Below are 22,160 nucleotides of genomic sequence, written 5' to 3'. Positions count from 1 at the left end.
TAGCAAGGTAAGTTAGATGAAGCCGGGAGGAACCGAGAGCATGGAGCAGCAGCGGAAAACCGCACTCATCACCGGAAGCGCCAAAGGGCTCGGCAAAATGACCGCACTCCTGCTGGCCGATCAAGGGTTGGATATCATTGTCAATTATGTGAACAGTAAGCAAGAGGCCGAAGAACTCTGTGGGCGAATCCGCCAAAAGGGCGTAAAATGCGAAGCTATTCAAGCCAACGTAGCCCGGGGGGAGGATCGGGAGCGCCTCGTGGACGAGGCCGTACGCCGCTTTGGGTCGATTGACATTCTCATTAATAATGCGGGGCCGTTCATTCGCGAACGAAGGCTGTTTCGCGATTACAAGACTCAGGAAATACTCGATTTGATGCAGGGCAACTTGCTTGGAGTCATGCATCTGGACCATTTGGTCATCCCTATGATGCGAAACAAACAGTGGGGCCGCATTATCCATTTTGGTTTCGGTCATGCGGCGGAAGCACGCGGTTGGCCCCATCGGGCCGTATACGCCGCGGCGAAGGTAGGTCTGGTCTCATTTACCAAGACATTGGCTGTCGAAGAGGCGGCAAGCGGCATTACGGTTAATATGATTTGTCCCGGCGATATCGTTGGAGACAACAAGGAACGTACGATCCGCGAGGTTGAGCACATCCATGATGACGAATCTCCGCGCGGCAGGCCGGGAACCGGAGAAGATATCGCCCGCGTGATCCGTTTTTTGTGCGAGGATCGTTCTGATTTCATTACGGGCAACATCATGGACATTTCCGGAGGCTTGGATCCGATTCGCGCGATTACCGGCAACGGCACGGCAAAAAAGCCCTGAAACCCGCATACTGCGGGATTCAGGGCTTTATGCTTGCATTATTGTGCCTGAATGGGAATCAAGCCGTTAGAATACTTGTACGACTTCCTCTATGCCTTCCACTTCCTCCAGGAGGGCGCGTTCGATACCGGCCTTCAGAGTAATGGTCGAGCTTGGGCAGCTGCCGCAAGCACCCATGAGCTTCAGTTTAACGACGCCGTCCTCCACATCAACAAGTTCCACGTCGCCTCCGTCGCGCTGAAGAAACGGACGCAGTTTATCTAGAACCTCAAGCACTTCATCGTACACCGTACTTTGTTGAGTACTTTCGCTCATTTGCATCATCTCCCTTCTTACCTTATTATATTACAATCAACGAAAAATGAAAATGGCTGCAAGGCGGTGTTACCTTCCTATGAGACCTATTATTGAATTTTGTACAAATAATATGCATCACGGCACAGACAAGCTGTTCAAAAAACTGGAACAGAACGCCGATTACGATGTGATTGAATATGGCTGCCTGGGCAATTGCGGGGAATGCTACGTTTTGCCGTTTGCGTTGGTTAACGGCGAGATTGTCGCCGCTTCAACGGCCGATGAACTGGAGGCGGCTATCAAGGATAAAATAAAAGAGATCGAAGCCATGTTCGATCTCCTGGGTGAGTAATCCGGTTATCCGAAATGTCTCTTGGACATCCAAAGCACCCCGGACTTTATAGCGCGGGGCACCTTTCCAAGCATGACGGTCCGCTTGCCCATCAGGCCAAACCCCGCTTTTTTTCCCAGCGATCCGAGAACTCCTTTGAGCTTGATTTTGCCGAGCCGGGGAGTTTCGTTTTTCCATATCGCTTGAAGGACATGAGCCACTTGCTCTCCTTGGGCCTCCGCAGCCTGACCGCTGGGGGAGAACGGAAGGGCGGCGCAGTCGCCAACGACGAAGATATCGTTATAATCCGGAAGCTGGTGGTATTCGTTGATGATGAGACGACCTTGTGCATCTTTGGGCAGATTCAAGTTCTGCACGATCGGGCTCGGTTGAATGCCGGCAGTCCATATTGTCATGTCGGTGTAAATGATTTCCTGCTGGTTGTACAGCATGCCGCCTTCCAAACGGGCGAGAGAGATGTGCGAACGCAGCTCAATGTCATGCTCGAGCATCCAGTCGCGGACATACCTCTGCAGCTTGCCCGGAAACGGAGACAGAATGCTGGCACCTCGATCCAGAATTCGGATGTTCATATCGGGCCGGCTTTCACGAAGCTCCGCAGCGACTTCAACACCGCTGAGGCCGCCGCCGACGATGGTCACCTGGCCATAAGGCGCTATGTCGTTAACGTTCTGATACGTTTTCCGGGTGGAGGACAGCGTCTGGATACTATGTGAGAATTCTTCGGCACCCGGAATGCCATGATAACGATCAACACAGCCGAGGGCTATGACCAGCCAATCGTAGGACAACGTCTCATCGTTTGCAAAACGGACTTCCTTTTGCTCCGGCAGGACAGAGACCACTTCTCCGTATTTTAAAATAAGCCGGGGGTCGACCGGGAACTGCACCCGAATGTCCCAATCCGATACCGTCCCTGCTGCCAGTGCGTAATACTCCGTTTTGAGCCCTTGATAAGGCATCCGGTCCACCAGAATCATGACGGTGTCCGACGGCAATTCCTTACTGAGCAGTTCTTTGGCTACGGTTAATCCACCATAGCCTCCGCCCAAAATCACAAGTTTTTTCATACAATGGCAAACCCTTTCTATGACCTAGTTATAAACCTTGATCTCATTATAAAAAGTATCCCGCTCTACAGGAATGCGTCCCGCGCCTTTAATCAGCCATACCAGCTCATCGCGGGTCATGCCTTCAGGCGAAAGCGCACCGGCCGAATGGCTGATCCGCTCCTGGATAATCGTTCCGTGAGCGTCGGATGCCCCGAAAGTGAAGGCGAGTTGAGTAAGCTGTGTACCGAGATTGATAAAGTAGGCTTTGACATGCTGGATATTATCCAGCATCAAACGGCTGATCGCAATCGTCTTCAGATTGTCGTATGCGGACACCCGTTTTTTCAAACCTGCACTGACACTGGCCGGCTGCACAGCATTCGGAATGAATACCATAAAACCTCCGGTTTCATCCTGCAGCTCACGCAGGTATATCAAGTGACGGATACGCTCCTCGTACGTCTCAATCGATCCGAACAGCATCGTGGCATGCGTCTTCATTCCGAGCTGATGCGCCGTACGGTGAACTTCGAGCCACTGTTCCGTCGAGGCTTTGTCGACCAGGTGCATTTTTTTGCGGTACCGCTCGGATAAAATTTCCGCGCCTCCTCCGGGCATTGTATCTAATCCCGCATCGATGAGCGTCTGCAGCACTTCTTTATAGCTTAACCCGCTAAGCCGTGAAAAAAACTCGATTTCTGCAGCGGTATGAGCTTTAATGGTTACATTCGGATAACGCTCTTTCAACGCGCGGATGCTGTCCACATAGTATTGGAACGGCACGTTCGGGTTATGCCCTCCGGTGATGTGAAACTCGCGGAGACCCGGATGAATGTGCTGATCGATATATTCAAACATCTGCTCCGGCGTTAACGTATAGGCTCCTTCCTGTCCTTCATCGCGGCGGAAATGACAGAAAGCGCAATGCTCTTCGCATACGTTAGTAAAGTAAAGACTCATATTATCGACGAAATAAACCTTTTTCCCGTTCTTGCGCAGGTTGACCTTATTGGCCATTTGACCTATGGCGAGCAAATCATCGGATTCGTATAAGTATACGCCTTCCTCCAAGGATAGGCGCTCTCCGTGTTCCACTTTTTCGGCGATTTCAGCCATACGCTGCCCGTAATTTGTCGTGATGCTCATTGTTGCACCTCCGTAAACTGTTTAGGCGCCCCCGGCCGGAGAGCCTGGGACGCGATTTTTTAACGTCCGTGAGTCCGTGAATATTGTCACAAGTGAAGAAGACTGTACGGCAAAACCTTATATTATGAAGTCTTCTTGATGACTGGAATCAACCATCAATCCTTCTCATTATAAACCTACTGAACAAGCTGGGCAATATATGATTCGGTGAAAAACGCATTCGGTGGATGTTTATCAAAATCGATTATGAAAGATCGTTAATAAAAATAATTAATATAATTATGCATAATGTATACATTGCCTATTTTCTTTTCTTTCCAAATATAATATACTTTTTCATTGTAGAACTAGTTTAGGGCGGTGTAACGATCGTGTTAGTTTCGAGTTGTCCCGATAAACAATCAGCTATCACCAGTGAAATAGAAGAGGTTCGCGGGCGAATGGTCAGCTTAGGCGTTCAATTCGGTTTGCTGCATCCGGAAGTGCAGAGGTGCAGTCAGCAGTTGGATGAATTATTGCTGCGTTATCATCATATAAAACTCGGCCCCGCGGCTAAAGCTCCATCTTTGTAGATAAAACGCAAATCACGCGCCCTTGAGGTAAGAGCCCGGAAGGAGTATACTTTAAGCAGGACCACATTTTAAATGTAAGGGAGGCAACGGATTATGATTACCATTAGCGAAAGTGCTTGCGATAAAATTAAGGAAATGCTGGCGGCGGAGGAAGCTGCGAATTTGTTCCTTCGTATCGGCGTAAAGTCTGGCGGCTGCAGCGGCTTCTCCTATGGTATGGGATTTGACGATACCCAGCAGCAGGACGATAAGGTTTTGGATATTAACGGTCTCAAGGTAGTCGTAGACCCGGACAGCGCCAAATACCTCTACGGCGTCGAGATTGATTACCAGGACGCAGGCATGGGCGGCGGTTTCACTATTCACAACCCGAATGCTGTTGCTACCTGCGGGTGCGGTTCTTCCTTCAAAATGAAGGATGAAGAGGGGACTCCCGAGAAATGCGACGATAAAGTCGAGGTTTAATATAGATACTTAATTGATTAACAACCCCGGATAGCGAACGTTAACGACCCCAAAGTCGGCGTTTCAGGGTTGAAGATAGCGTCCTCCTGACAGATGTTCATACGTGAGCATCGGTCAGGAGGTTTTTTATTATGACGCTAAAGAAATGTGAGAGGCGAGTTCCTAACAGGACTTTGGTTCCGTAATTCCGGAGAGTGGCGTATTTCAAAGGCTATGTTAATGTTCTTGAATGATTGCATGAGGACAACGTTTTTTTAGTTCAGATAAAAATAGTTCATTGAATTCATTTTAAATGAAAACCACCGAATCAAAACGGTCCCGCTCGTCTGCATCCGCCCGACCGTATCCAATCCGGCGCATAAGTGCGGGCTTGTATAAGAACTAGCGAATCTAAAATGCAACTTTCGGATGGTTTCCGCGTTAATAATTGTGAAGAGTACATCATGTTTTGCAGAAATACGAGGAGGAAATGAATGAAAAAATCGATGGTTCTATTGATGATCGCGGTTGCTATTGTACTCGCAAGCGGCTGCGGGGAGAAAAGCTCCAGGGAAGGCGAGTCCGCTGTCCCCTCTAGTACGAAGCCTTCTGCCGGCACTGAACAAAAAAACGCTGACGCTGGCACGGTGGCTCCTCCGGTGAGTCAACAGCCTGAAGCGGGTACCGAGCACAAAAACGCCGATACCGGTAAAGCAAGCCCATCTGTGGGCACGCCGCCGGCTAAGGGTACAGAAACCAAACCGTCTGGCGCGGGTGCAGCTTCCCAACCGAGCCCGAAGAAAGCTGCCAGCACGGACCGCAAGATCGATGTGGATTACATTAAGCAGAATCTGAAAATGAACATGTCCCAAGATGAAGTGAAAAAGCTGCTGGGCTCAACCTACACCGAAGTAACCAATGCTATGGAAGGCAATAAGATGTGGCGTTATGATATAGGAACAAAGCAGGGGTACAATTATCAGGGGGAAATGGATTCCATCGATATGGATGGTTTGATAAACGGGTCGGTTACCATTCAGTTGTTTGTGGACTGGTCTGAAGAAAAAACCGTGAATCATTATTCTTTCCTTTACCTGAAGGACGGCAAAATCTATGAGTACCGGGTTTTCGAGGATGGTCAGGTAAAAGAAAGTATTGTTCAGGAATAATACATAGATCCGGCGTATGGAGGGCCTTTCGGGTTTTTTTGTATAGCGATCTATTTGTCCTATGTATAGATTGGTTCAGATATGGATAGCCTCCTATATTAAGGGGAGGTTTAACAACAGATATGTTAACGAAAACCGCAAGCCATGCCAAATGGATTTGTTTCATCACGCTGATGCTGTCCGTATTGGTATGGTTTGGACAAGAACAAAGGCAAGCTGCAGCATTACGCAGCACAAGCTTTACACCCGTTCAGGCCAGTAACATTCCGATTCCGGTTTCCGGTTTTAGCCAAACGGCTGTAACCTTGGAAAGCCCTAAAGGAGAAACCAAGCCCGTTTCAACCCAATCGGGACAGGGTAAGCAAGCTCGTAATTACAAGTTTTTCCCGCATCCGGGGCAGGATTTATCGAAATATACGGCTGTGGAAGTGACCGCAACAGGTTACTTCGCGGGTAAGGAATCCACCGGAAAGAGTCCGGGACATCCGGAGTATGGCGTTACGTATTCAGGTATGATGGTTGCCCGCGACGTACAATCTTTTTCGACCATTGCCGCAGACCCGAAAGTATTCCCCATTGGTACGGTTCTCTACATTCCCGGCTATGGCTACGGAATTGTAGCGGATACGGGCAGCGCGATTAAAGGTAACCGGATCGATTTGTACTTTGAAACCAAAGATCAGGTCTATCAGGAGTGGGGCAAAAAGAAGCTGAATGTGTTTGTGGTCAAAAAGGGCAGCGGGAAAATAAATCAGTCCCTTTGGAACCAATTAAAAAATGAGCTGCTGTATTAAGTTTCCATCATAAAACCCTTCCGGTGCATCCACAATATCGGATGTAGGGGAGGTGAGACCATGGCTAAAAACAAAAACAGAAAGAAAAACGACTCGGAATTTTCCGAAGAAGTCGTTGAAAATAATGTAAAGCGGCCGGCCCAGAATAATCCGAGCGAGGGTGCGGCTCAAAGCGCCAAAAGATAATGCTCTATAAAATGGAGTGCAACGGGCAACCGGTTTGACACTCCATTTTTGTTGGCAGGTCTGCCCACCCAAATTGAATGTGAGGTGAACGGAAGCGTAATTTACGGATTTTATGCGACGCCGGACCGTTTTATGAAGGCCATCTGAGAACATCGATCGAACGGGTCGGGTATGATTCGGAAAAGGTCATTAAGCTTTATAAAGAAGCCGATTATCCCAATGCGGAAATGAGGATACAGATCAAAGTGTAGGGAACGCTTCTGGAAAAAACAACGGTTGGCATTTTACCGGTGAAATTTAAAATTTCCATAATCAATCACAACAATTTTTCCATTTCTGTTTACACGCAAGTTTTCATAAATTGGGTTTGCCCCGGCGGGTGAGAACCTCATAAGCTCTGATACCATTGGACTTAAACATGATTCTTAGTTTGTAAAGATTCCGTTTATGTTTTGAAGAATTCGGGAATTTCCTAGTATGCTTTTTCATGATCAACCAACGGTAATGATTCCCATAATCGATAATTTCGGCAAGGCGTTTTCTTAATGGAGAAGGAGATGAACGATAAGTATTTACTTCTCTTTTGTTGCTTTTGATCCCATATTTGGATTTAGCAACTTTTAAAACGTAACCGTTACCCAGATCATATACAATTCGTCTTGCACCCGAGCCAAGCAAACTGATATTATTCATTTTGCTTTTATCACTATTCACGGTTAATTACCCCCGTCTTTAAAAAAATGTAAAGCAGCTTAATTTATTGTATTGAAAAAAAAATAAAATGGTTTATACAATTGGTCTTGTTTGAGAAAAAAATGATGTATACATCGGCAGGCAGACCGTATCAATAAGGACAATGGTCCAATGAGGTTTTTCATTCGTACGGTAAATGCGGAGTTCATCGTGATCCCCAATCAAACATGTGCATGGTATTTTGAGTAGAAAATACATATGGGCATAATTTTCCCATATGTAGTCCATTCTATGAATAGACCATAACACTGCTAACGGTTGGAGGAGATACGGATGATTCCCCTGGATTCGTCATTGTTGAACCGCGAAGAAAATTTTGATCAGGTACGGCAATATTTGCATGAGCATGAGTTTGTTTTGGGCGGAAATTGGGATTATGAGCACGGCAGCTTTGATCGTTATTTGGATGAAGGCCGCAAGGTCTGGCTTCGGATTCCTTTTCAAGTCACTCACGGTGTTCTGGACGGGGATGCGGACTCCACGGATGCGGTCGTTCAAATCGGTACTCCGTTTGTGTTGAAGCATGTGTATAATGAAGGGCTGGACGAAGAAGCCCAGGTGCGAGTATCCGGCGCTTTGATCGATCAGTTTCAGGAACCGCTCGATAAGGATGCCCCGGTGGAGGACAAGTGGGTTGCGCAGGCGAAGTCGCTGCTGAAGGAAGTGGAGCAGGGGTGGAGTGGTGACACATCCCCCTAAATCCCCCTTACCTAAGGGGGACCCCAGGAGTTTCGTCCCCTGGACGACGAAAGCTGTCGGGGGAGCGGTTGCGGCGAGTATACCGGGAAGGCTGAGCGTGTGCTCGCGATTTGTCCTTCCCTGCCTGGCTTTCAGCAGCCTGGGGACGGATACGCTTTCAGTTGGAGCGGTGCGTGCTTGGGAGCAACTGAGGAGGAATTCCCCGCGTCTGTCCGAGCGTGTTCACCTGATGGCGAACTAGTGACGGACCCGCTTAATTGCGCGGATATAAGCCCCTTATTTTGGAGGATTTGCGACAATATTCGATTTTAACTCCATTTTATTTTTTATTAAGGTTTCTTTAATGTCGCGGGTGCAATATGGAATACAAGAACAGAGAGCTAAACAATCCTATTGAAACCTGAATAAGATGGAGGTTTGGTCTTATGGATAACAACAATAAAAATGGCAATCCGTTATATGACTTCTTTGGTCGTGCGAATGACGGTTCCTCTCATCATAAGGAGCAAGAGATTGACGATAAGCAGGAGATGAAAGAGGAAAAAGCTGCAGATATTGAGCGCCATTCATCTCATTACTTTTCTTACGGACCGTTTAAGCCCGGCGAGAGTGCGGCGGCAAGAGAGAATGCCGGTTCTCCTCCGGTGGAGGTCACCCCGCCGAAGCCCTTGCGGACTTACAGCTTTCATTCACCTGAGGAGCCGAATATAACGAACGGCGGCATGGGAAACTGGCAGGTCGGAAAGCCGAAACGCTCCGGCAGCTTCCGCACTATTTTTGCCTCGTTCATGGCGGGGGTCGTTGTGGTCGGTTCGCTGATGTTCGCCTCCGACAAAATGAACCTGTTTACGGGTGCTGAAGGGGTGATGAACAGTGGAGGATCGAACGGTTCGATTCCGGCAGCATCCTCCAATAACGGTGGCGTACAGCCTTCCGCTCTGGATATCAGCCGCCCGAACAGTGTGTCGAGCATCGTTCAACAAGCCAGTCCGGCGGTGGTAAAGATCGAAACCAAGGTGAAACCTAAAGCCTCGAGCCGCACCGGCAATCCGTTTTTCGACGATCCGTTCTTCCGTCAATTTTTTGGTGATAACGGCGGCCAGCAGCCGGACAGCGATCAGCTGCAGCCCGGAGGCATGGGGACCGGTTTCATTTTTGAAAAGTCCGGATATATTCTGACCAATGAGCATGTCATTGACGGCGCGGATGAAATTTGGGTTTACGTGCAAGGCTATGAAAAGCCGTTCAAAGCCGAGCTTCTCGGCAACAGCTACGATCTTGACCTGGCCGCTCTGAAAATTAAAGGCGATAAAGACTTCCCGACGCTGCCGCTGGGCAATGCGGATAACCTGAACGTCGGCGACTGGGTAGTGGCGATCGGCAACCCGTACGGCTTTGACCATACGGTAACGGTGGGCGTGCTCAGTGCGAAGGAACGTCCGATCAGCATTCCGGACACTAACGGAACACGCGAATACAAGCATTTGCTTCAAACCGACGCATCGATCAACCCCGGCAACTCCGGCGGCCCGCTGCTGAATCTGAACGGTGAAGTCGTCGGCATCAATACGGCGGTCAGCTCCCAGGCGCAGGGTATCGGCTTCGCCATCCCGACGAGCACGATTAATGCGGTACTGGATAACCTGAAGAATAACGTGGAAATTCCCAAAGAACCGGCTCCTTATATCGGGGTAAGGCTGGGTGACGTACACAAGGACTGGGTTGCCGATCTCAAGCTTCCGAATACCGATGGTGCGATCGTTTCCGATGTTGAGCGGAGAAGCCCCGCTTTTACAGCAGGCATTCGTCCTTATGACGTCATTGTGGAAGTGAACGGAGCCAAAGTGAAAACATCGGCGGAGGCGGTCAGCGCTATTCAAAAATTAAAGGTTGGCGACAAAGCTACCATCGGCGTGATGCGTGACGGACAGAAAATAAACATTGAAGTCACCATCGGCGACCGGAACGCACAGAAGCAGCAATAATGGGATTACAAGCAGAGCGGACCATTTCGGATGCTCTGCTTTTTTTTGCCCCGGTGGAGTTTCTCGAGATCCGTCAATTTGTTAAGATGTAAGAAAGCGACCGATGAAGAACTTTCCTGCCTTCGAGGGCGAGTTCTGCTGCGCACACGTGAAGGTTGGACATCTTGAAGCGACGAGTCATTGTTTTGCAATAAATGTTGAGGATGGTGCGAAGGGGATATGAGAGAGAAAATATTAGTCATTGACGACGATGAAAAAATCACATCGATGCTGCGCAGAAGCCTTGCGTTTGAGGGGTACACGGTGCTGACGGCGAATCATGGCATGGACGGTCTGAAGCAAATATTGGAGAACGATCCGGACACGGTCATTCTGGACGTCATGATGCCGCAATTGGACGGCTGGGAGGTTGTGCGCCGCATACGGGAGGGCGGCTCGGATGTGCCGGTGCTGATGCTCACCGCAAAGGACGAGGTTGCAGACCGGGTTAAAGGGCTTGATCTGGGGGCGGACGATTATCTGGTCAAACCGTTTGCGCTGGAAGAGCTGCTGGCAAGGGTACGTGTGCTGCTGCGGCGTAAAGCGGCGGCCAAAACCGAGCCGGAAACCAACAAAATTCATTATCAGGACGTGTTTATGGATTTGGATACCCGTGAAGTATTCCGGGGAGGGCAGAGGATTGAGCTGACGACCAAAGAGTTTGAACTGCTGCATTTGTTTTTGCAAAATCCGAGAAGAGTGCTTTCACGCGACGTGATCATGGAAAAAATCTGGGGATACGATTACAGCGGGGAATCGAATGTGCTTGAGGTGTATATCGCCCTTCTGCGGCAAAAAACGGAGGAGCATGGGCACAAGCGGATCATCCAGACCGTTCGCGGCGCGGGTTACGTGCTGAGAGGAGAGGACTGACATGTCCGTTCGTATGCGCCTGACGCTGTGGTATACGGGCATATTATCCGCAACGCTGCTGCTGCTCGGGATGGGGTTGTATTTATTTTTGCATTATATCTATTACGACAGCCTTCAATCCCAGCTGCAGCAGCAGGCCGAAAGCGTCAGAACGCGGATTGTACCGCAGTTTTCCTTGTCGGAAAAGGGATTGACTTTGGAATTCCGCTACTCCGGGTCAGGACGCGATTTGCTCCGCTACAATAACATGTATTTTCAGGTTGTTAACCTGCAGAACGGAAGCAAATATTATTCTCCGAATGTAGAGGAGGCCGGTCTTCATTTTCCAGATATACCGGCAAAGCAAATTTCCTGTGTTCTGGATGGAGACTGCCGGTTCGAGAAAATAAAAATTGACGGATTGGACTTTCTGGTCTACTACACGCCGATCATATCCCAGCGGGGAGAGGCCATCGGGATGATGCAGGCAGGGACCTACATTGAGCCTTATGAACAGCTGCTGGCCACGCTTCGTCTGATTCTTACGGTTACGGCTTTGCTCAGTATAGTGCTTGCCTCTTCGGTCGGCTGGTTCCTTGCGCGCAAAGCGCTGCGGCCGATCGAGCGGGTTATTGAAGCCACCAATCAGATCCAAAAAGGAGCCGACCTCCAGAAAAGGATTGAGTATCACGGACCCAACGATGAGATCGGCGTGCTCACCCAAACGATCAACGGCATGCTCTCCAGACTGCAAAGCGCATATGAAGAGCTGGAGGAGGCTTACAGAGCGCAGCGGCGGTTCGTATCGGACGCTTCCCATGAGCTGCGGACACCGCTGACGACGATCCGCGGCAATGTAGAGCTGCTGGAGAAAATGTGGAAGCAAACGGCTCTGCAAATAGGGGAGCAGGATGGTCAGCGGCTGGAGCTTTCCATCGAAGCCATGAAGGATATATCGGGTGAGGCGGAGCGGATGTCGCGGCTCGTAGGTGACCTGTTGTCGCTTGCCCGTGCGGACGCCGGGTTTCAAATAAGCAAAACGCATGTCGAGATGAAGACGCTGTTGGATGAGGTTGCACGTAAAGCGCAAATGCTGCCGCGTACCGCTGATTTTGTCGTCGGGGATCTGTCTGCCGGGGAAGGCGTATACGTTTACGGCAGTCCGGATTATTTGCAGCAGTTGATGTTTATTTTTGTGGAAAATGCTTTCAAATATACGGAGCAAGGCAGTGTCAGGTTGGATGCGCAGCGTCATAAAGACCAGATTGGAATCCGCATAGCAGATACGGGAATCGGGATGGACAAGGAAGAAGTACCGCATATTTTCGAGCGGTTTTACCGGGCTGACCCGTCGCGCGGCAAAAAATCGGGGACGGGCCTGGGGCTGTCTATCGCCAAATGGATTATCGACGAGCACGGCGGTTCGGTGGAAGTGAAGACCCGTAAGGACGAAGGAACGACCTTTGTCATTTGGCTCCCGATCGTCGCCGAGGGAACGTCTCCATCATCGGATCATTCCCTCCCGTCCGGGAATGAAGTATAATGGACATAAGCAAGTATCGAAAATTCGACAAACAGGCAGGTGCTATGATGGACGTTATCAAAATTTCCCCCCGAGGCTATTGCTACGGAGTCGTCGATGCCATGGCGCTCGCCATGCAGACGGCTAAAAATTTGGATTTGCCGCGGCCTGTATATATATTAGGCATGATTGTACACAATGCGCACGTAACGGAATTTTTCGAAAAAGAAGGGGTCATCACGCTCGACGGGCCGAACCGTCTTGAGATTCTTGAAACAATAGACAAGGGGACGGTCATTTTTACCGCCCACGGAGTTTCTCCGGAGGTTCGCCGCAGGGCGAGAGAGAAAGGCCTGACGGTGGTGGATGCCTCTTGTCCTGATGTGACGAAGACGCATAATCTCATTCGGGAAAAGAGCGCTGAAGGCTATCAGATCATCTATATCGGCAAAAAAGGCCATCCCGAGCCGGAAGGCGCCATCGGTGTAGCGCCGGACCGTGTGCATTTGATCGAAAAGCCTGAAGAAATTGAAAAGCTTCAGATCCATTCGGACAAAATCATCATCACCAACCAAACGACGATGAGTCAATGGGATATCAGGCATATTATGAACCGGCTGCTGGAGAAGTTTCCTCATGCCGAGATTCATAACGAAATTTGCCTGGCGACCCAGGTACGGCAGGAGGCCGTAGCTGAGCAGGCCAAGGATGCCGATCTGGTTATTGTGGTCGGCGACCCGCGCAGCAATAACTCGAACAGGCTGGCTCAGGTATCGGAGGAGATCGCCGGAGTCAAAGCATACCGCATCGCCGATGTGAGCGAATTGAAGCGCGAATGGCTTGAGCCGGTCCGCCGTGTGGCTGTGACTTCCGGTGCTTCCACTCCGACGCCGATTACCAAAGAGGTCATTACTTATCTCGAGCAGTATAATCCAAAAGATCCGCAGACATGGGAAATTCGGCGGACGGTCAATATGGCCAGATTGATTCCGGCGCCCAAGCAAAAGACGGTCTAAGTCATGGTAAAGGACGGCGGCAGATGAATAAAACGGCGAGAAAGAAAAAAACATTCAATGTCTACGGCATCGGTCGCTGGTTTAAATATCAATATTTGCTGCTGACAAGGGCCAAAGGGGGTCCTGTCATGGTGGCACTCGGCTTTTCCATCGGCTTGGCGGTTGAGATGTTCACGCTCCCGACGGCAGGGCTTGCCTTTTTCCTGATCTTCCCTTTGGTGTATTCACTGCGGGCGAGCATGGGGGCAGCTTTGATCGGCTTTGTGTTCGGCAAGGTTATCTATCTCCCCATGTCTTTTATTAACAAACAGGTTGGAGCATTAGTGCTGCCTCACGGCGTCACGATGCATTTGCAGTCGATCCTGCCGGAATGGCTTAATACGTTTCTCCGATTAAATATGAAGCTGTTGGTCGGGGGAATCATTAACGGCGCCGTGCTGGGGCTGCTTGTTTTCTATCCGGTCAAATGGATGCTCGAATGGGTTGACGGAAAACGGAAGGAAAAGCGCAGAAGGCGCAAAGAGCAGCTGTTGTCTTCCGAAGCCGAAGGATAAATTCGAATGGGTTCCGGCATGATAAGAAAAGTATTGACGGAGTGCCGCTCTCCGTTGTATATTTACTTTAACAGTTAAAAGCTTAAAAGCGTATAAGCGTCGAAGCGTTTAAGTATAGAATACATATTTATGGGGAGCGTGCATTGGTCATGATCGTGATTATTTCAAATAAAACGCCGGAAGAACGTATTCACGAAATTGTTCGGCATATTGAGAAGCATGATGTGAAGACGCATGTGTCCAAAGGGGTCGACCGCACGGTCATCGGGATCATCGGTAAAGCCAGTCCTGTACTGGCTGAGCAGCTGCGCCAGCTTTCGGGAGTCGAACAGGTTGTAAAAATATCAAAGTCATACAAGCTGGCAAGCCGTGATTTTCACCCGGACAACACCGTGATTAAAATCAAGGATGTTGAGATCGGAGGAGATCAGCTGGTCGTCATGGGCGGTCCATGCGCCGTGGAATCTCCGGAGCAGATCGATGAGATTGCACGCTTGGTGAAGGCGTCCGGAGCGCAGGTGCTGCGCGGCGGAGCGTTCAAACCGAGAACCGGGCCGTACAGCTTCCAGGGCATAGGCGTCGAAGGGTTGGTTATGATGGCAGAAGCGGGGAAAAAGCACGGCCTGCTGACGATCACCGAAGTGATGACGCCGGAGTATGTGGACGTATGTGCGGAATACGCCGATATCCTGCAGGTTGGCACGCGAAATATGCAAAATTTCGATTTGCTGCGCAAGCTGGGCACGATTCAAACGCCGGTTCTGCTCAAACGGGGTTTCAGCGCCACCTATGACGAATTTTTAAACGCGGCGGAGTATATCCTGGCAGGAGGAAACCCGAACGTTATGCTGTGCGAACGGGGAATCCGGACGTTCGAGCCCTACACGCGCAATACACTGGACTTAGCGGCGATTCCTGCCCTTCAGTCGCTTAGTCATCTGCCGGTGATATCGGACCCGAGTCATGGAACCGGACGCCGCGAGCTGGTAGAGCCGATGAGCAAGGCTTCTGTGGCGGCCGGTGCCGACGGCTTGATCGTAGAAATGCATACGGATCCGGATAACTCCATGACGGGAGACGGGGTTCAATCGTTGTTCCCGGATCAATTCGCAAGGCTGATGCTCGATTTGGAGAAGCTGGCCCCACTGTGCGGCAAACGTTTCGATACGAAAAAAGAGCTTGTTCCGCTCTCTTGAATATACGGCTTTAGAATGCAGAAAAGGCTTGGCTTTCCTGGAGCTCAGGAAAGTCAAGCCATTTTTATGGCTGAAATGTGAAAAAAATGTGTTGTGTGTAAGCATACCTAACACTTCCGCAAAAAATACCTGACATAAGTATTGACGATTCTTGTAGAATGGTTTTATAATTAGCACATGATCATCAAAAACTTGAACAATGCACGAACAAACGGCCAATAATGTTCGGAATTTAGGAGGTAAGCGAGACTATGTCAGTTCAAAACGTATTAAACACGATTAAAGAAAAAGGTATTGAGTGGGTCGATTTCCGTTTTGTCGATTTGAGCGGCAGAGCGCACCATATTTCTTTGCCGGCTACCGAGGTGGATGAAGCGACTTTTGAGAACGGCGTTGCTTTTGACGGTTCCTCCATCCCTGGCTTCAGAGGAATTGAAGAGTCCGACATGGTCATGATGCCGGATTCGGAATCTTCGTTCGTTGATCCTTTCACAGCTCACCCGACGCTGGTGATTATGTGTAATATCTTTACACCGGACGGCGAACGTTATGAGCGCGACCCTCGCAGCATCGCTCAAAAAGCGGAAGAGTATCTGCAAAAAGTCGGCGTAGGCACTGCAGCATACTTTGCGCCTGAGTCCGAGTTTTTCATTTTTGACGAAGTTCGTTACGAGAGCGGCCAAAATTCCTCTTCTTATTTTGTAGATTCCGAAGAAGCGCATTGGAACTCCAACCGTAAAGATGAAGGCGGCAACCTGGGCTTTAAAGTGAAGCACAAAGGCGGTTATGTTCCAGTAGCACCAACGGACACCCAGCAGGATCTCCGCAGCGAAATGTGCCGTTTGCTTCAAGAAGCAGGCCTGCGCATCGAGCGCCATCACCACGAAGTGGCTACGGCGGGCCAAGGCGAGATCAACTTCCGTTTTGACACATTGACCAAAACAGCTGACAACCTTTTGAAATATAAATACATCGTTCAAAATACAGCAAGACAATACGGCAAAGTGGCAACCTTCATGCCGAAGCCTCTGTTTGGCGATAACGGCAGCGGCATGCACGTTCACCAATCGATCTTTAACGGCGATACTCCTTTGTTCTATGAAAAAGGCGGCTACGCCAACCTGAGCGAAACGGCTCTTCATTACATCGGCGGTATCCTGTATCATGCTCCGGCTCTGATCGCTATAACGAACCCGAGCACGAACTCCTTCAAGCGTCTGGTCCCCGGCTATGAAGCGCCTGTAAACCTGGTATTCTCCAAAGGCAACCGTTCTGCGGCTATTCGTATTCCTGTAGCTGCCGTAACACCAAAAGGCTGCCGTATCGAATTCCGTACTCCGGATTCCACAGCTAACCCGTACCTGGCGTTCGCTGCTATGCTGCTTGCCGGTCTTGACGGTATCGCTAAGAAAATCGACCCTCGTGCACTTGGCTACGGTCCGCTCGACAAGAACATCTACGATCTGTCCGCTGAAGAAAAAGCGGAAATCCGCAGCGTTCCGGGTACGCTTGACGAAGCGCTCAATGCATTGGAAGCAGATTACGAGTTTCTGACTGAAGGCGGCGTATTCACGAAAGAATTTATCGACAACTACATTGCTCTGAAGCGCGAAGAAGCGAAAGCCGTATCCATTCGCATTCATCCGCACGAGTACTCCCTGTATTTCGATCTGTAAGATCCGGTCTTATTCCTTCATATCAGGACTACCCTTAAGCCATTTTGACTTAGGGGCAGTCCTTTTTATTTTTTCAGCGGATAAAATAAAAGCTCTTGTACAGAAGAAATCATTTTTTCTGTACAAGAGCATATTTTGACGTAATGTATCGTATGGATTGATGTCGATTAGTTATTATTGATGGAACGTTCAGCACGGACAAAAGCGATAAATCTTTTGGCCTCTTCCGGGGTGAGTTTTTTACCGTCAATGGTCAGTGAGAATTTTTCTAAAATGTTGTCGTCGGATAATTCCAGGCTGTCCACGAATTTTCTGACTTCATCGTCAAGCACTATATGAGGATCATCGGTTCTTCCAAGCAAATAATCAATAGATACGTTGAAGAAGCCGGCAATTTTCGTGATCGTGTCATAGTCCGGCGCTCTTCTGTTGTTTTCATAGTGGGATAGAGAAGCGCGAGTGATACCAAGTTTTGCAGATAATTCCTCTTGCGTCATTGCGTGTTTTTCTCTGAGTGAAGCAATGCGCTCCCCATACTTCATGTAACCTAACCCCCGTTTAAAACTGTATTGATCTATCAATAATAAAAAAACGCTACATTATATTATACCACGAATTCACAAGAAAAAATGATGAAAATCACTTGACAATAATAAAGATATGGAATTTAGTTCTGAACACATTATTATTACATTATGTGTCAAAAGTAATTATCTTAATCCATTCTACCTAAAATCATTTGCTAAGGGAAGATGTCTGATAAATTAATCTGTTGATGTCATGTTTCAGCCGTATAAGCAGAGTCCGGGACTTCCTTGGCCGGCCTAACAAGCAATTTTAATGAGCAGTCCGAAATATGAATGGAATATACATTAGATAAAGGATCCGGCTGCCGGAGTTTAGCATACAAAACCGAAAGCATTCGTCGTCCAAAGCCGCATTTTAACTGGGCCGGAGAACATTTCCATCTGGATCGGACTGAAGCGATAAATCTAATGGACAATTCGATGGCCGTCTCATTTTTCATGTCACCGGTATTTTATCCTGATACTGGGAGGATCCATGAGAGACGGCAGGATGAAGTATGATCTTCTCTCAAGTATAGTTCCTTCTTTTTAAATAATCTATGTGACCACTTTCTCATATAAACGAATCTTTAGGAAAATCCTCCTGTTTTTGTGTGTATTGAGTTTCATTTCGACATGAATCGGCATTATAATCGTTTGACAAGATACATAATGTATCATAAAGTGATAATATACAAATTCAAGAAATACTAGAGAATTCCAGTTGAGAATTCCAAAAATCGGATGATCAAAGGGAGAGTTCAATGTGAGAAATCAAGAATCCAGCCACACCAAAATTCAATTGGATGTCAATAAAGTCTTGTCACAGCTTCATTTGGGCAACGGCAAGTATTCCCATGCTCTCTTCAATGTTCAGAATGCATCACGATCCTCATCTAACATGATGGCTCTCCGGAATTCAGGGTACCAGAAAAATGAAAATATGAATTGACATGATACATAAAGTATCGTAAATTTGATGTGTGCTGTACGTTATAAGATACGTTTAGTATCGTGTTGATGGTAATGTATGTTCTTATGTAAGAACAGTTTCAAAGAGGAGGGAAATAATGACGTAAACATTTAGATACAAAATGTAACATTACACACAGGTTAGTCAAAAATCTAATGGATGCGGAGAGTATACATGGAATTAGAACTCAAGGAATATTTTAATATCATCAAAAAACGGATCTGGATGTTAGTCGTTATTGTGCTTGTATCCTGCATTACAACCGGCATTGTCAGTTACTATTATTTGAAGCCCGTATATTCGGCCAGCACCAAGCTGATCGTCAATAAATCGAATGAAATCAGCGGGCTTGACACGTTAACGACCGATCTTGTCCGATCCAATATCATGCTTGTGAACACTTACAAGGAAATCATGAAGACACCGGCTATTTTGGATTATGTAGCAGCCGATTATCCGGAACTGGAAATGACCACGGAGCAGCTGATCAATAAGATCAAGGTAAGCTCCGTCAATGATACGCAGGTGATCACAGTCAGTGCAGAGGATTATTCGCATGCGAAAGCGGTGATGATCGTCAATGCGGTCTCGGAGGTGTTCAAGAGCCAAATCCCGCAAATCATGAAAGTCGATAATGTCATGATACTGAATGCGGCAAAGCAGGTTGAACATCCGGTGCCGGTAAAGCCTCAACCGGAACTTAACTTGGTCATCGCTTTCGTGGTTTCGTTAATGGCGGCTATTGGTCTCATCTTTTTGTTGGAATATCTGGACGATACGATCAAGACAGAAGCGGATGTTCAGAATTACTTGCAGCTGCCTGTACTGGTCACGATTAACAAATTTCATAAGGATGAATTCAAAAACAACAAGATAGATGAATCATTAAACCAGCAGCAAGTAGGTGAAAAATCATATGCCAACCTCAACTAGGAACTACAACATTATTACCGATGTGAATCCGAAATCGTATATTTCAGAAGCGTATCGGACACTCCGAACGAATATCCAGTTCTCAACGATCGATAACCATATTAGAAGTATTATCGTTACATCGCCGGAACCGTCCGAAGGCAAGTCAACCACCATTACGAATCTGGCTGTTGCATTCGCCCAGGAAGGCAAGAAAGTGGTCCTTGTTGATGCGGATCTCCGCAAACCGACACTGCATCACTTCTTTATGAAGTCAAATCGCATCGGGTTGTCAAATCTATTGGCAGGACAGTTCACGTTACAGCAAGCGATCTCTGACACCCATATCGATAATCTGTCGTTGATCTGCTCCGGGCCTGTCCCCCCCAATCCGGCGGAAATGTTAAATTCCAAACGGTTGGAGCAGCAGCTTGAAGAACTTAAAAAGATGTTCGATATCATTCTGTTCGATGCGCCGCCTACGCTTGCGGTAACGGATGCTCAGGTGCTGTCTACCAAATGCGATGGGGTGGTGTTCGTACTCAATAGCGGAAAAGTCAAGCGGGATACGGCACGTAAAGCAATAGACCGGTTAAACCATGTGAATGCGAAGATATTAGGCGTTGTTCTGAACAACAAGGATCGTAACAAGAACGAAAGTCCTTACTATTACTACTATGGTCCGAACGATAAAAAGTAACTAGGCTTAGAAGAATCTATAGGTAATGTCTACTGCACCTATATCACTGTAGGCACTCGGTCATGCTGTGGGCGGTGCGCCGCCTTAGACGTATATCGTCGAGGGTGTGATGTGAGGAGGGGTTAGATGCCCTGTATACATAAAACTGCAAGCTATGTTGTTTTCTTAATGTAAAACGACATAGCTTGCAATTTTATATTGGCAGCATGGGTTGTATTCTTAATTACTAGATAAAAATAGATTATTATTCGGGAGGTAAAAGAGATGAAAAAAGTAAGAAAAGCTATCATTCCTGCTGCCGGATTGGGTACCCGTTTCTTGCCGGCCACCAAGGCGATGCCAAAGGAAATGCTCCCCATCGTGGATAAGCCTACGATCCAGTACATTGTTGAAGAAGCAGTTCAATCAGGCATTGAAGATATTATCATTGTAACCGGCAAGGGAAAACGAGCGATTGAGGATCATTTTGATAACGCCTTTGAATTGGAACAAAATCTTTTGGAGAAGGGAAAGCTGGAGCTGCTGAAAGAAGTGCAGCATTCTTCGAAGATTGTAGACATTCATTATATTCGTCAAAAAGAGGCCAAGGGTTTAGGACATGCGGTATGGTGCGCAAGGAAATTTATCGGCGACGAACCGTTTGCTGTACTGCTGGGCGATGATATTGTCCATTCGGCCCCTCCTTGCCTGGAGCAGTTGATTGATCAATATAACCAAACCGGTAGCTCTGTGATTGGAGTACAGCCGGTATCCCAAGAGGAAACCAGCCGTTATGGCATTATTGATCCGTTGGAACGCGAAGGGCGATTGTATCAAGTGAAAAATTTTGTAGAGAAGCCGGCGAAGGGGAAGGCTCCATCGAACCTTGCGATCATGGGGAGATACATATTGACTCCGGAAATCTTTAATATTTTGGCGGAACAAAAGATTGGCGCAGGCGGAGAAATCCAGCTGACGGATGCGATTCAGAAGCTGAATACGATGCAGAAGGTATATGCCTATCATTTTGAAGGCATTCGCTACGATGTTGGCGAGAAATTGGGTTTTATTTTGACCACTTTAGATTTTGCATTAATGAATAAGGAATTAAGAATGCCATTGCTAAATGCCCTCGAGGAGATTCTAAATCGAAAAATACTTTTGTTGGGTAAAAAGGAGTCGGTTTTATGAGTTCTTCTGATTTAGAAGTGGCTGTAGAAAGAAGTCAACATAAGACGGCACAACTAAGTGATGCTATTACCAGGGATCTGGCATTATATCTTTTTGTCAAAAGAGTAATGGATGTCGTCTTATCATCGATTGGACTCATACTTCTTCTACCTCTTTTTATTCTGATAAGCATATGGATCAAATTGGATGATTGGAAAGGGCCTGTGTTTTTTAAGCAGGTTCGAATCGGCAAAAACGGCAAAAAATTTGTTATGTATAAATTTCGTTCTATGGTAAATAACGCGGAAGAGATGTTATCTGACCTATTAAGTCAAAACGAAGTTAGCGGTGCCATGTTTAAGATGAAGGATGATCCCAGAGTCACATGGGTTGGAAAATTTATAAGAAAGACAAGTATCGATGAACTGCCTCAATTATGGAATGTATTGAAAGGTGAAATGAGTCTTGTCGGACCCAGACCTCCCCTTCCGAGAGAAGTGGAGGAATATACGACCTATGATAAACAAAGATTGCTTGTTACACCTGGTTGTACCGGGTTATGGCAAGTGAGCGGAAGGAGCAATATCGGGTTTAAGGAAATGGTGGAGCTTGATTTGAAATACATTCGGGAGCGTTCGATTTTATTTGATATCAAGATCATTCTTAAAACGATTTTTGTTTTGTTTGGTTCAAAACATGCATTTTAGTGCATTAGCAGAAG

The 22,160-nt window shown here is 47.7% G+C and carries 24 protein-coding genes; 19 read left to right on the top strand and 5 right to left on the bottom strand.

Annotated elements, in window-relative coordinates:
* The first annotated feature begins 40 nt into the window (after positions 1-40).
* On the top strand, positions 41-835 hold the full coding sequence (locus tag NR121_RS12190) for an SDR family oxidoreductase (RefSeq protein ID WP_256831251.1): 795 nt from the start codon (positions 41-43) through the stop codon (positions 833-835).
* Between the two features lie 66 nt (positions 836-901).
* Here NR121_RS12190 and NR121_RS12185 read toward each other — a convergent pair whose 3' ends face one another.
* Positions 902-1,150, bottom strand: a complete 249-nt coding sequence (locus NR121_RS12185; protein WP_062406733.1) for a NifU family protein — start codon at positions 1,148-1,150, stop codon at positions 902-904.
* Between the two features lie 79 nt (positions 1,151-1,229).
* Between NR121_RS12185 and NR121_RS12180 the strand changes: the two genes are divergently transcribed.
* The gene (locus NR121_RS12180) at positions 1,230-1,484 is read left to right on the top strand and encodes a YuzB family protein (RefSeq protein WP_062406735.1); all 255 of its coding nucleotides are present in this window, start codon (positions 1,230-1,232) and stop codon (positions 1,482-1,484) included.
* Between the two features lie 5 nt (positions 1,485-1,489).
* On the opposite strand, the gene NR121_RS12175 is transcribed toward NR121_RS12180, so the two are convergent.
* Positions 1,490-2,554, bottom strand: coding sequence for an NAD(P)/FAD-dependent oxidoreductase (locus tag NR121_RS12175; RefSeq protein ID WP_062406737.1), 1,065 nt, complete (start codon positions 2,552-2,554; stop codon positions 1,490-1,492).
* 24 nt (positions 2,555-2,578) lie between these two features.
* Complete coding sequence (gene mqnE / locus NR121_RS12170) at positions 2,579-3,682, bottom strand: aminofutalosine synthase MqnE (protein WP_062406739.1); 1,104 nt, start codon at positions 3,680-3,682, stop codon at positions 2,579-2,581.
* 371 nt (positions 3,683-4,053) lie between these two features.
* Here mqnE and NR121_RS12165 point away from each other — a divergent pair, with 371 nt between their 5' ends.
* From NR121_RS12165 to NR121_RS12145, 5 genes are all read left to right on the top strand, one after another.
* The gene (locus NR121_RS12165) at positions 4,054-4,254 is read left to right on the top strand and encodes an aspartyl-phosphate phosphatase Spo0E family protein (protein WP_054817077.1); all 201 of its coding nucleotides are present in this window, start codon (positions 4,054-4,056) and stop codon (positions 4,252-4,254) included.
* A gap of 93 nt (positions 4,255-4,347) precedes the next feature.
* Positions 4,348-4,719, top strand: a complete 372-nt coding sequence (gene erpA / locus NR121_RS12160) for an iron-sulfur cluster insertion protein ErpA (RefSeq protein WP_054817078.1) — start codon at positions 4,348-4,350, stop codon at positions 4,717-4,719.
* Positions 4,720-5,192: 473 nt separating this feature from the next.
* Positions 5,193-5,867, top strand: coding sequence for a hypothetical protein (locus tag NR121_RS12155; RefSeq protein WP_137669851.1), 675 nt, complete (start codon positions 5,193-5,195; stop codon positions 5,865-5,867).
* 122 nt (positions 5,868-5,989) lie between these two features.
* A complete protein-coding gene (locus NR121_RS12150) occupies positions 5,990-6,661 on the top strand; it encodes a 3D domain-containing protein (protein WP_054817080.1) in 672 nt (223 codons plus the stop codon).
* Positions 6,662-6,721: 60 nt separating this feature from the next.
* Positions 6,722-6,847 carry a hypothetical protein gene (locus NR121_RS12145; RefSeq protein ID WP_256380582.1) on the top strand — a complete coding sequence of 42 codons (126 nt, stop codon included), beginning with the start codon at positions 6,722-6,724 and terminating at the stop codon, positions 6,845-6,847.
* Positions 6,848-7,201: 354 nt separating this feature from the next.
* Here NR121_RS12145 and NR121_RS12140 read toward each other — a convergent pair whose 3' ends face one another.
* A complete protein-coding gene (locus NR121_RS12140) occupies positions 7,202-7,561 on the bottom strand; it encodes a hypothetical protein (protein ID WP_054817081.1) in 360 nt (119 codons plus the stop codon).
* 312 nt (positions 7,562-7,873) lie between these two features.
* Between NR121_RS12140 and NR121_RS12135 the strand changes: the two genes are divergently transcribed.
* From NR121_RS12135 to glnA, 8 genes are all read left to right on the top strand, one after another.
* Entirely contained in the window at positions 7,874-8,299 is a 426-nt protein-coding gene (locus NR121_RS12135; RefSeq protein ID WP_062406748.1) for a YugN-like family protein, read from the top strand.
* 425 nt (positions 8,300-8,724) lie between these two features.
* The gene (locus tag NR121_RS12130) at positions 8,725-10,284 is read left to right on the top strand and encodes a S1C family serine protease (protein WP_256831250.1); all 1,560 of its coding nucleotides are present in this window, start codon (positions 8,725-8,727) and stop codon (positions 10,282-10,284) included.
* Positions 10,285-10,503: 219 nt separating this feature from the next.
* On the top strand, positions 10,504-11,196 hold the full coding sequence (locus NR121_RS12125; protein WP_062406752.1) for a response regulator transcription factor: 693 nt from the start codon (positions 10,504-10,506) through the stop codon (positions 11,194-11,196).
* 1 nt (position 11,197) lies between these two features.
* On the top strand, positions 11,198-12,718 hold the full coding sequence (locus NR121_RS12120; RefSeq protein WP_256831249.1) for an ATP-binding protein: 1,521 nt from the start codon (positions 11,198-11,200) through the stop codon (positions 12,716-12,718).
* Between the two features lie 47 nt (positions 12,719-12,765).
* Positions 12,766-13,713 carry a 4-hydroxy-3-methylbut-2-enyl diphosphate reductase gene (locus tag NR121_RS12115; protein ID WP_062410817.1) on the top strand — a complete coding sequence of 316 codons (948 nt, stop codon included), beginning with the start codon at positions 12,766-12,768 and terminating at the stop codon, positions 13,711-13,713.
* Positions 13,647-14,267 carry a DUF2062 domain-containing protein gene (locus NR121_RS12110; RefSeq protein ID WP_306277258.1) on the top strand — a complete coding sequence of 207 codons (621 nt, stop codon included), beginning with the start codon at positions 13,647-13,649 and terminating at the stop codon, positions 14,265-14,267. The genes NR121_RS12115 and NR121_RS12110 overlap by 67 nt, the downstream gene beginning before the upstream one ends.
* Before the next feature lie 149 nt (positions 14,268-14,416).
* On the top strand, positions 14,417-15,463 hold the full coding sequence (aroF, locus tag NR121_RS12105; protein WP_062406757.1) for a 3-deoxy-7-phosphoheptulonate synthase: 1,047 nt from the start codon (positions 14,417-14,419) through the stop codon (positions 15,461-15,463).
* 251 nt (positions 15,464-15,714) lie between these two features.
* Complete coding sequence (glnA, locus tag NR121_RS12100; RefSeq protein WP_062406759.1) at positions 15,715-17,139, top strand: type I glutamate--ammonia ligase; 1,425 nt, start codon at positions 15,715-15,717, stop codon at positions 17,137-17,139.
* 167 nt (positions 17,140-17,306) lie between these two features.
* Here the strand turns inward: glnA and NR121_RS12095 are convergent, their stop codons facing one another.
* Positions 17,307-17,681 (bottom strand): helix-turn-helix domain-containing protein, encoded by a 375-nt coding sequence (locus NR121_RS12095; protein ID WP_062406761.1) that lies wholly within the window; start codon positions 17,679-17,681, stop codon positions 17,307-17,309.
* 1,171 nt (positions 17,682-18,852) lie between these two features.
* On the opposite strand from NR121_RS12095, the gene NR121_RS12090 reads away from it, so the two are divergent.
* From NR121_RS12090 to NR121_RS12075, 4 genes are all read left to right on the top strand, one after another.
* Complete coding sequence (locus NR121_RS12090; protein ID WP_054817084.1) at positions 18,853-19,611, top strand: YveK family protein; 759 nt, start codon at positions 18,853-18,855, stop codon at positions 19,609-19,611.
* Positions 19,595-20,290: a CpsD/CapB family tyrosine-protein kinase gene (locus NR121_RS12085; protein WP_054817085.1), complete on the top strand. Its 696-nt coding sequence runs from the start codon at positions 19,595-19,597 to the stop codon at positions 20,288-20,290. Before NR121_RS12090 ends, NR121_RS12085 begins: the two co-directional genes overlap by 17 nt.
* 264 nt (positions 20,291-20,554) lie before the next feature.
* Positions 20,555-21,460: a UTP--glucose-1-phosphate uridylyltransferase GalU gene (gene galU, locus NR121_RS12080; RefSeq protein ID WP_062406767.1), complete on the top strand. Its 906-nt coding sequence runs from the start codon at positions 20,555-20,557 to the stop codon at positions 21,458-21,460.
* The gene (locus NR121_RS12075; RefSeq protein WP_062406769.1) at positions 21,457-22,146 is read left to right on the top strand and encodes a sugar transferase; all 690 of its coding nucleotides are present in this window, start codon (positions 21,457-21,459) and stop codon (positions 22,144-22,146) included. The genes galU and NR121_RS12075 overlap by 4 nt, the downstream gene beginning before the upstream one ends.
* The last annotated feature ends 14 nt before the right edge of the window (positions 22,147-22,160 follow it).

This window comes from Paenibacillus sp. Pae15 (assembly GCF_024519685.1).
Lineage (GTDB): Bacteria > Bacillota > Bacilli > Paenibacillales > NBRC-103111 > Paenibacillus_G > Paenibacillus_G naphthalenovorans.
This window is presented reverse-complemented; position numbering and strand designations above follow the sequence as displayed.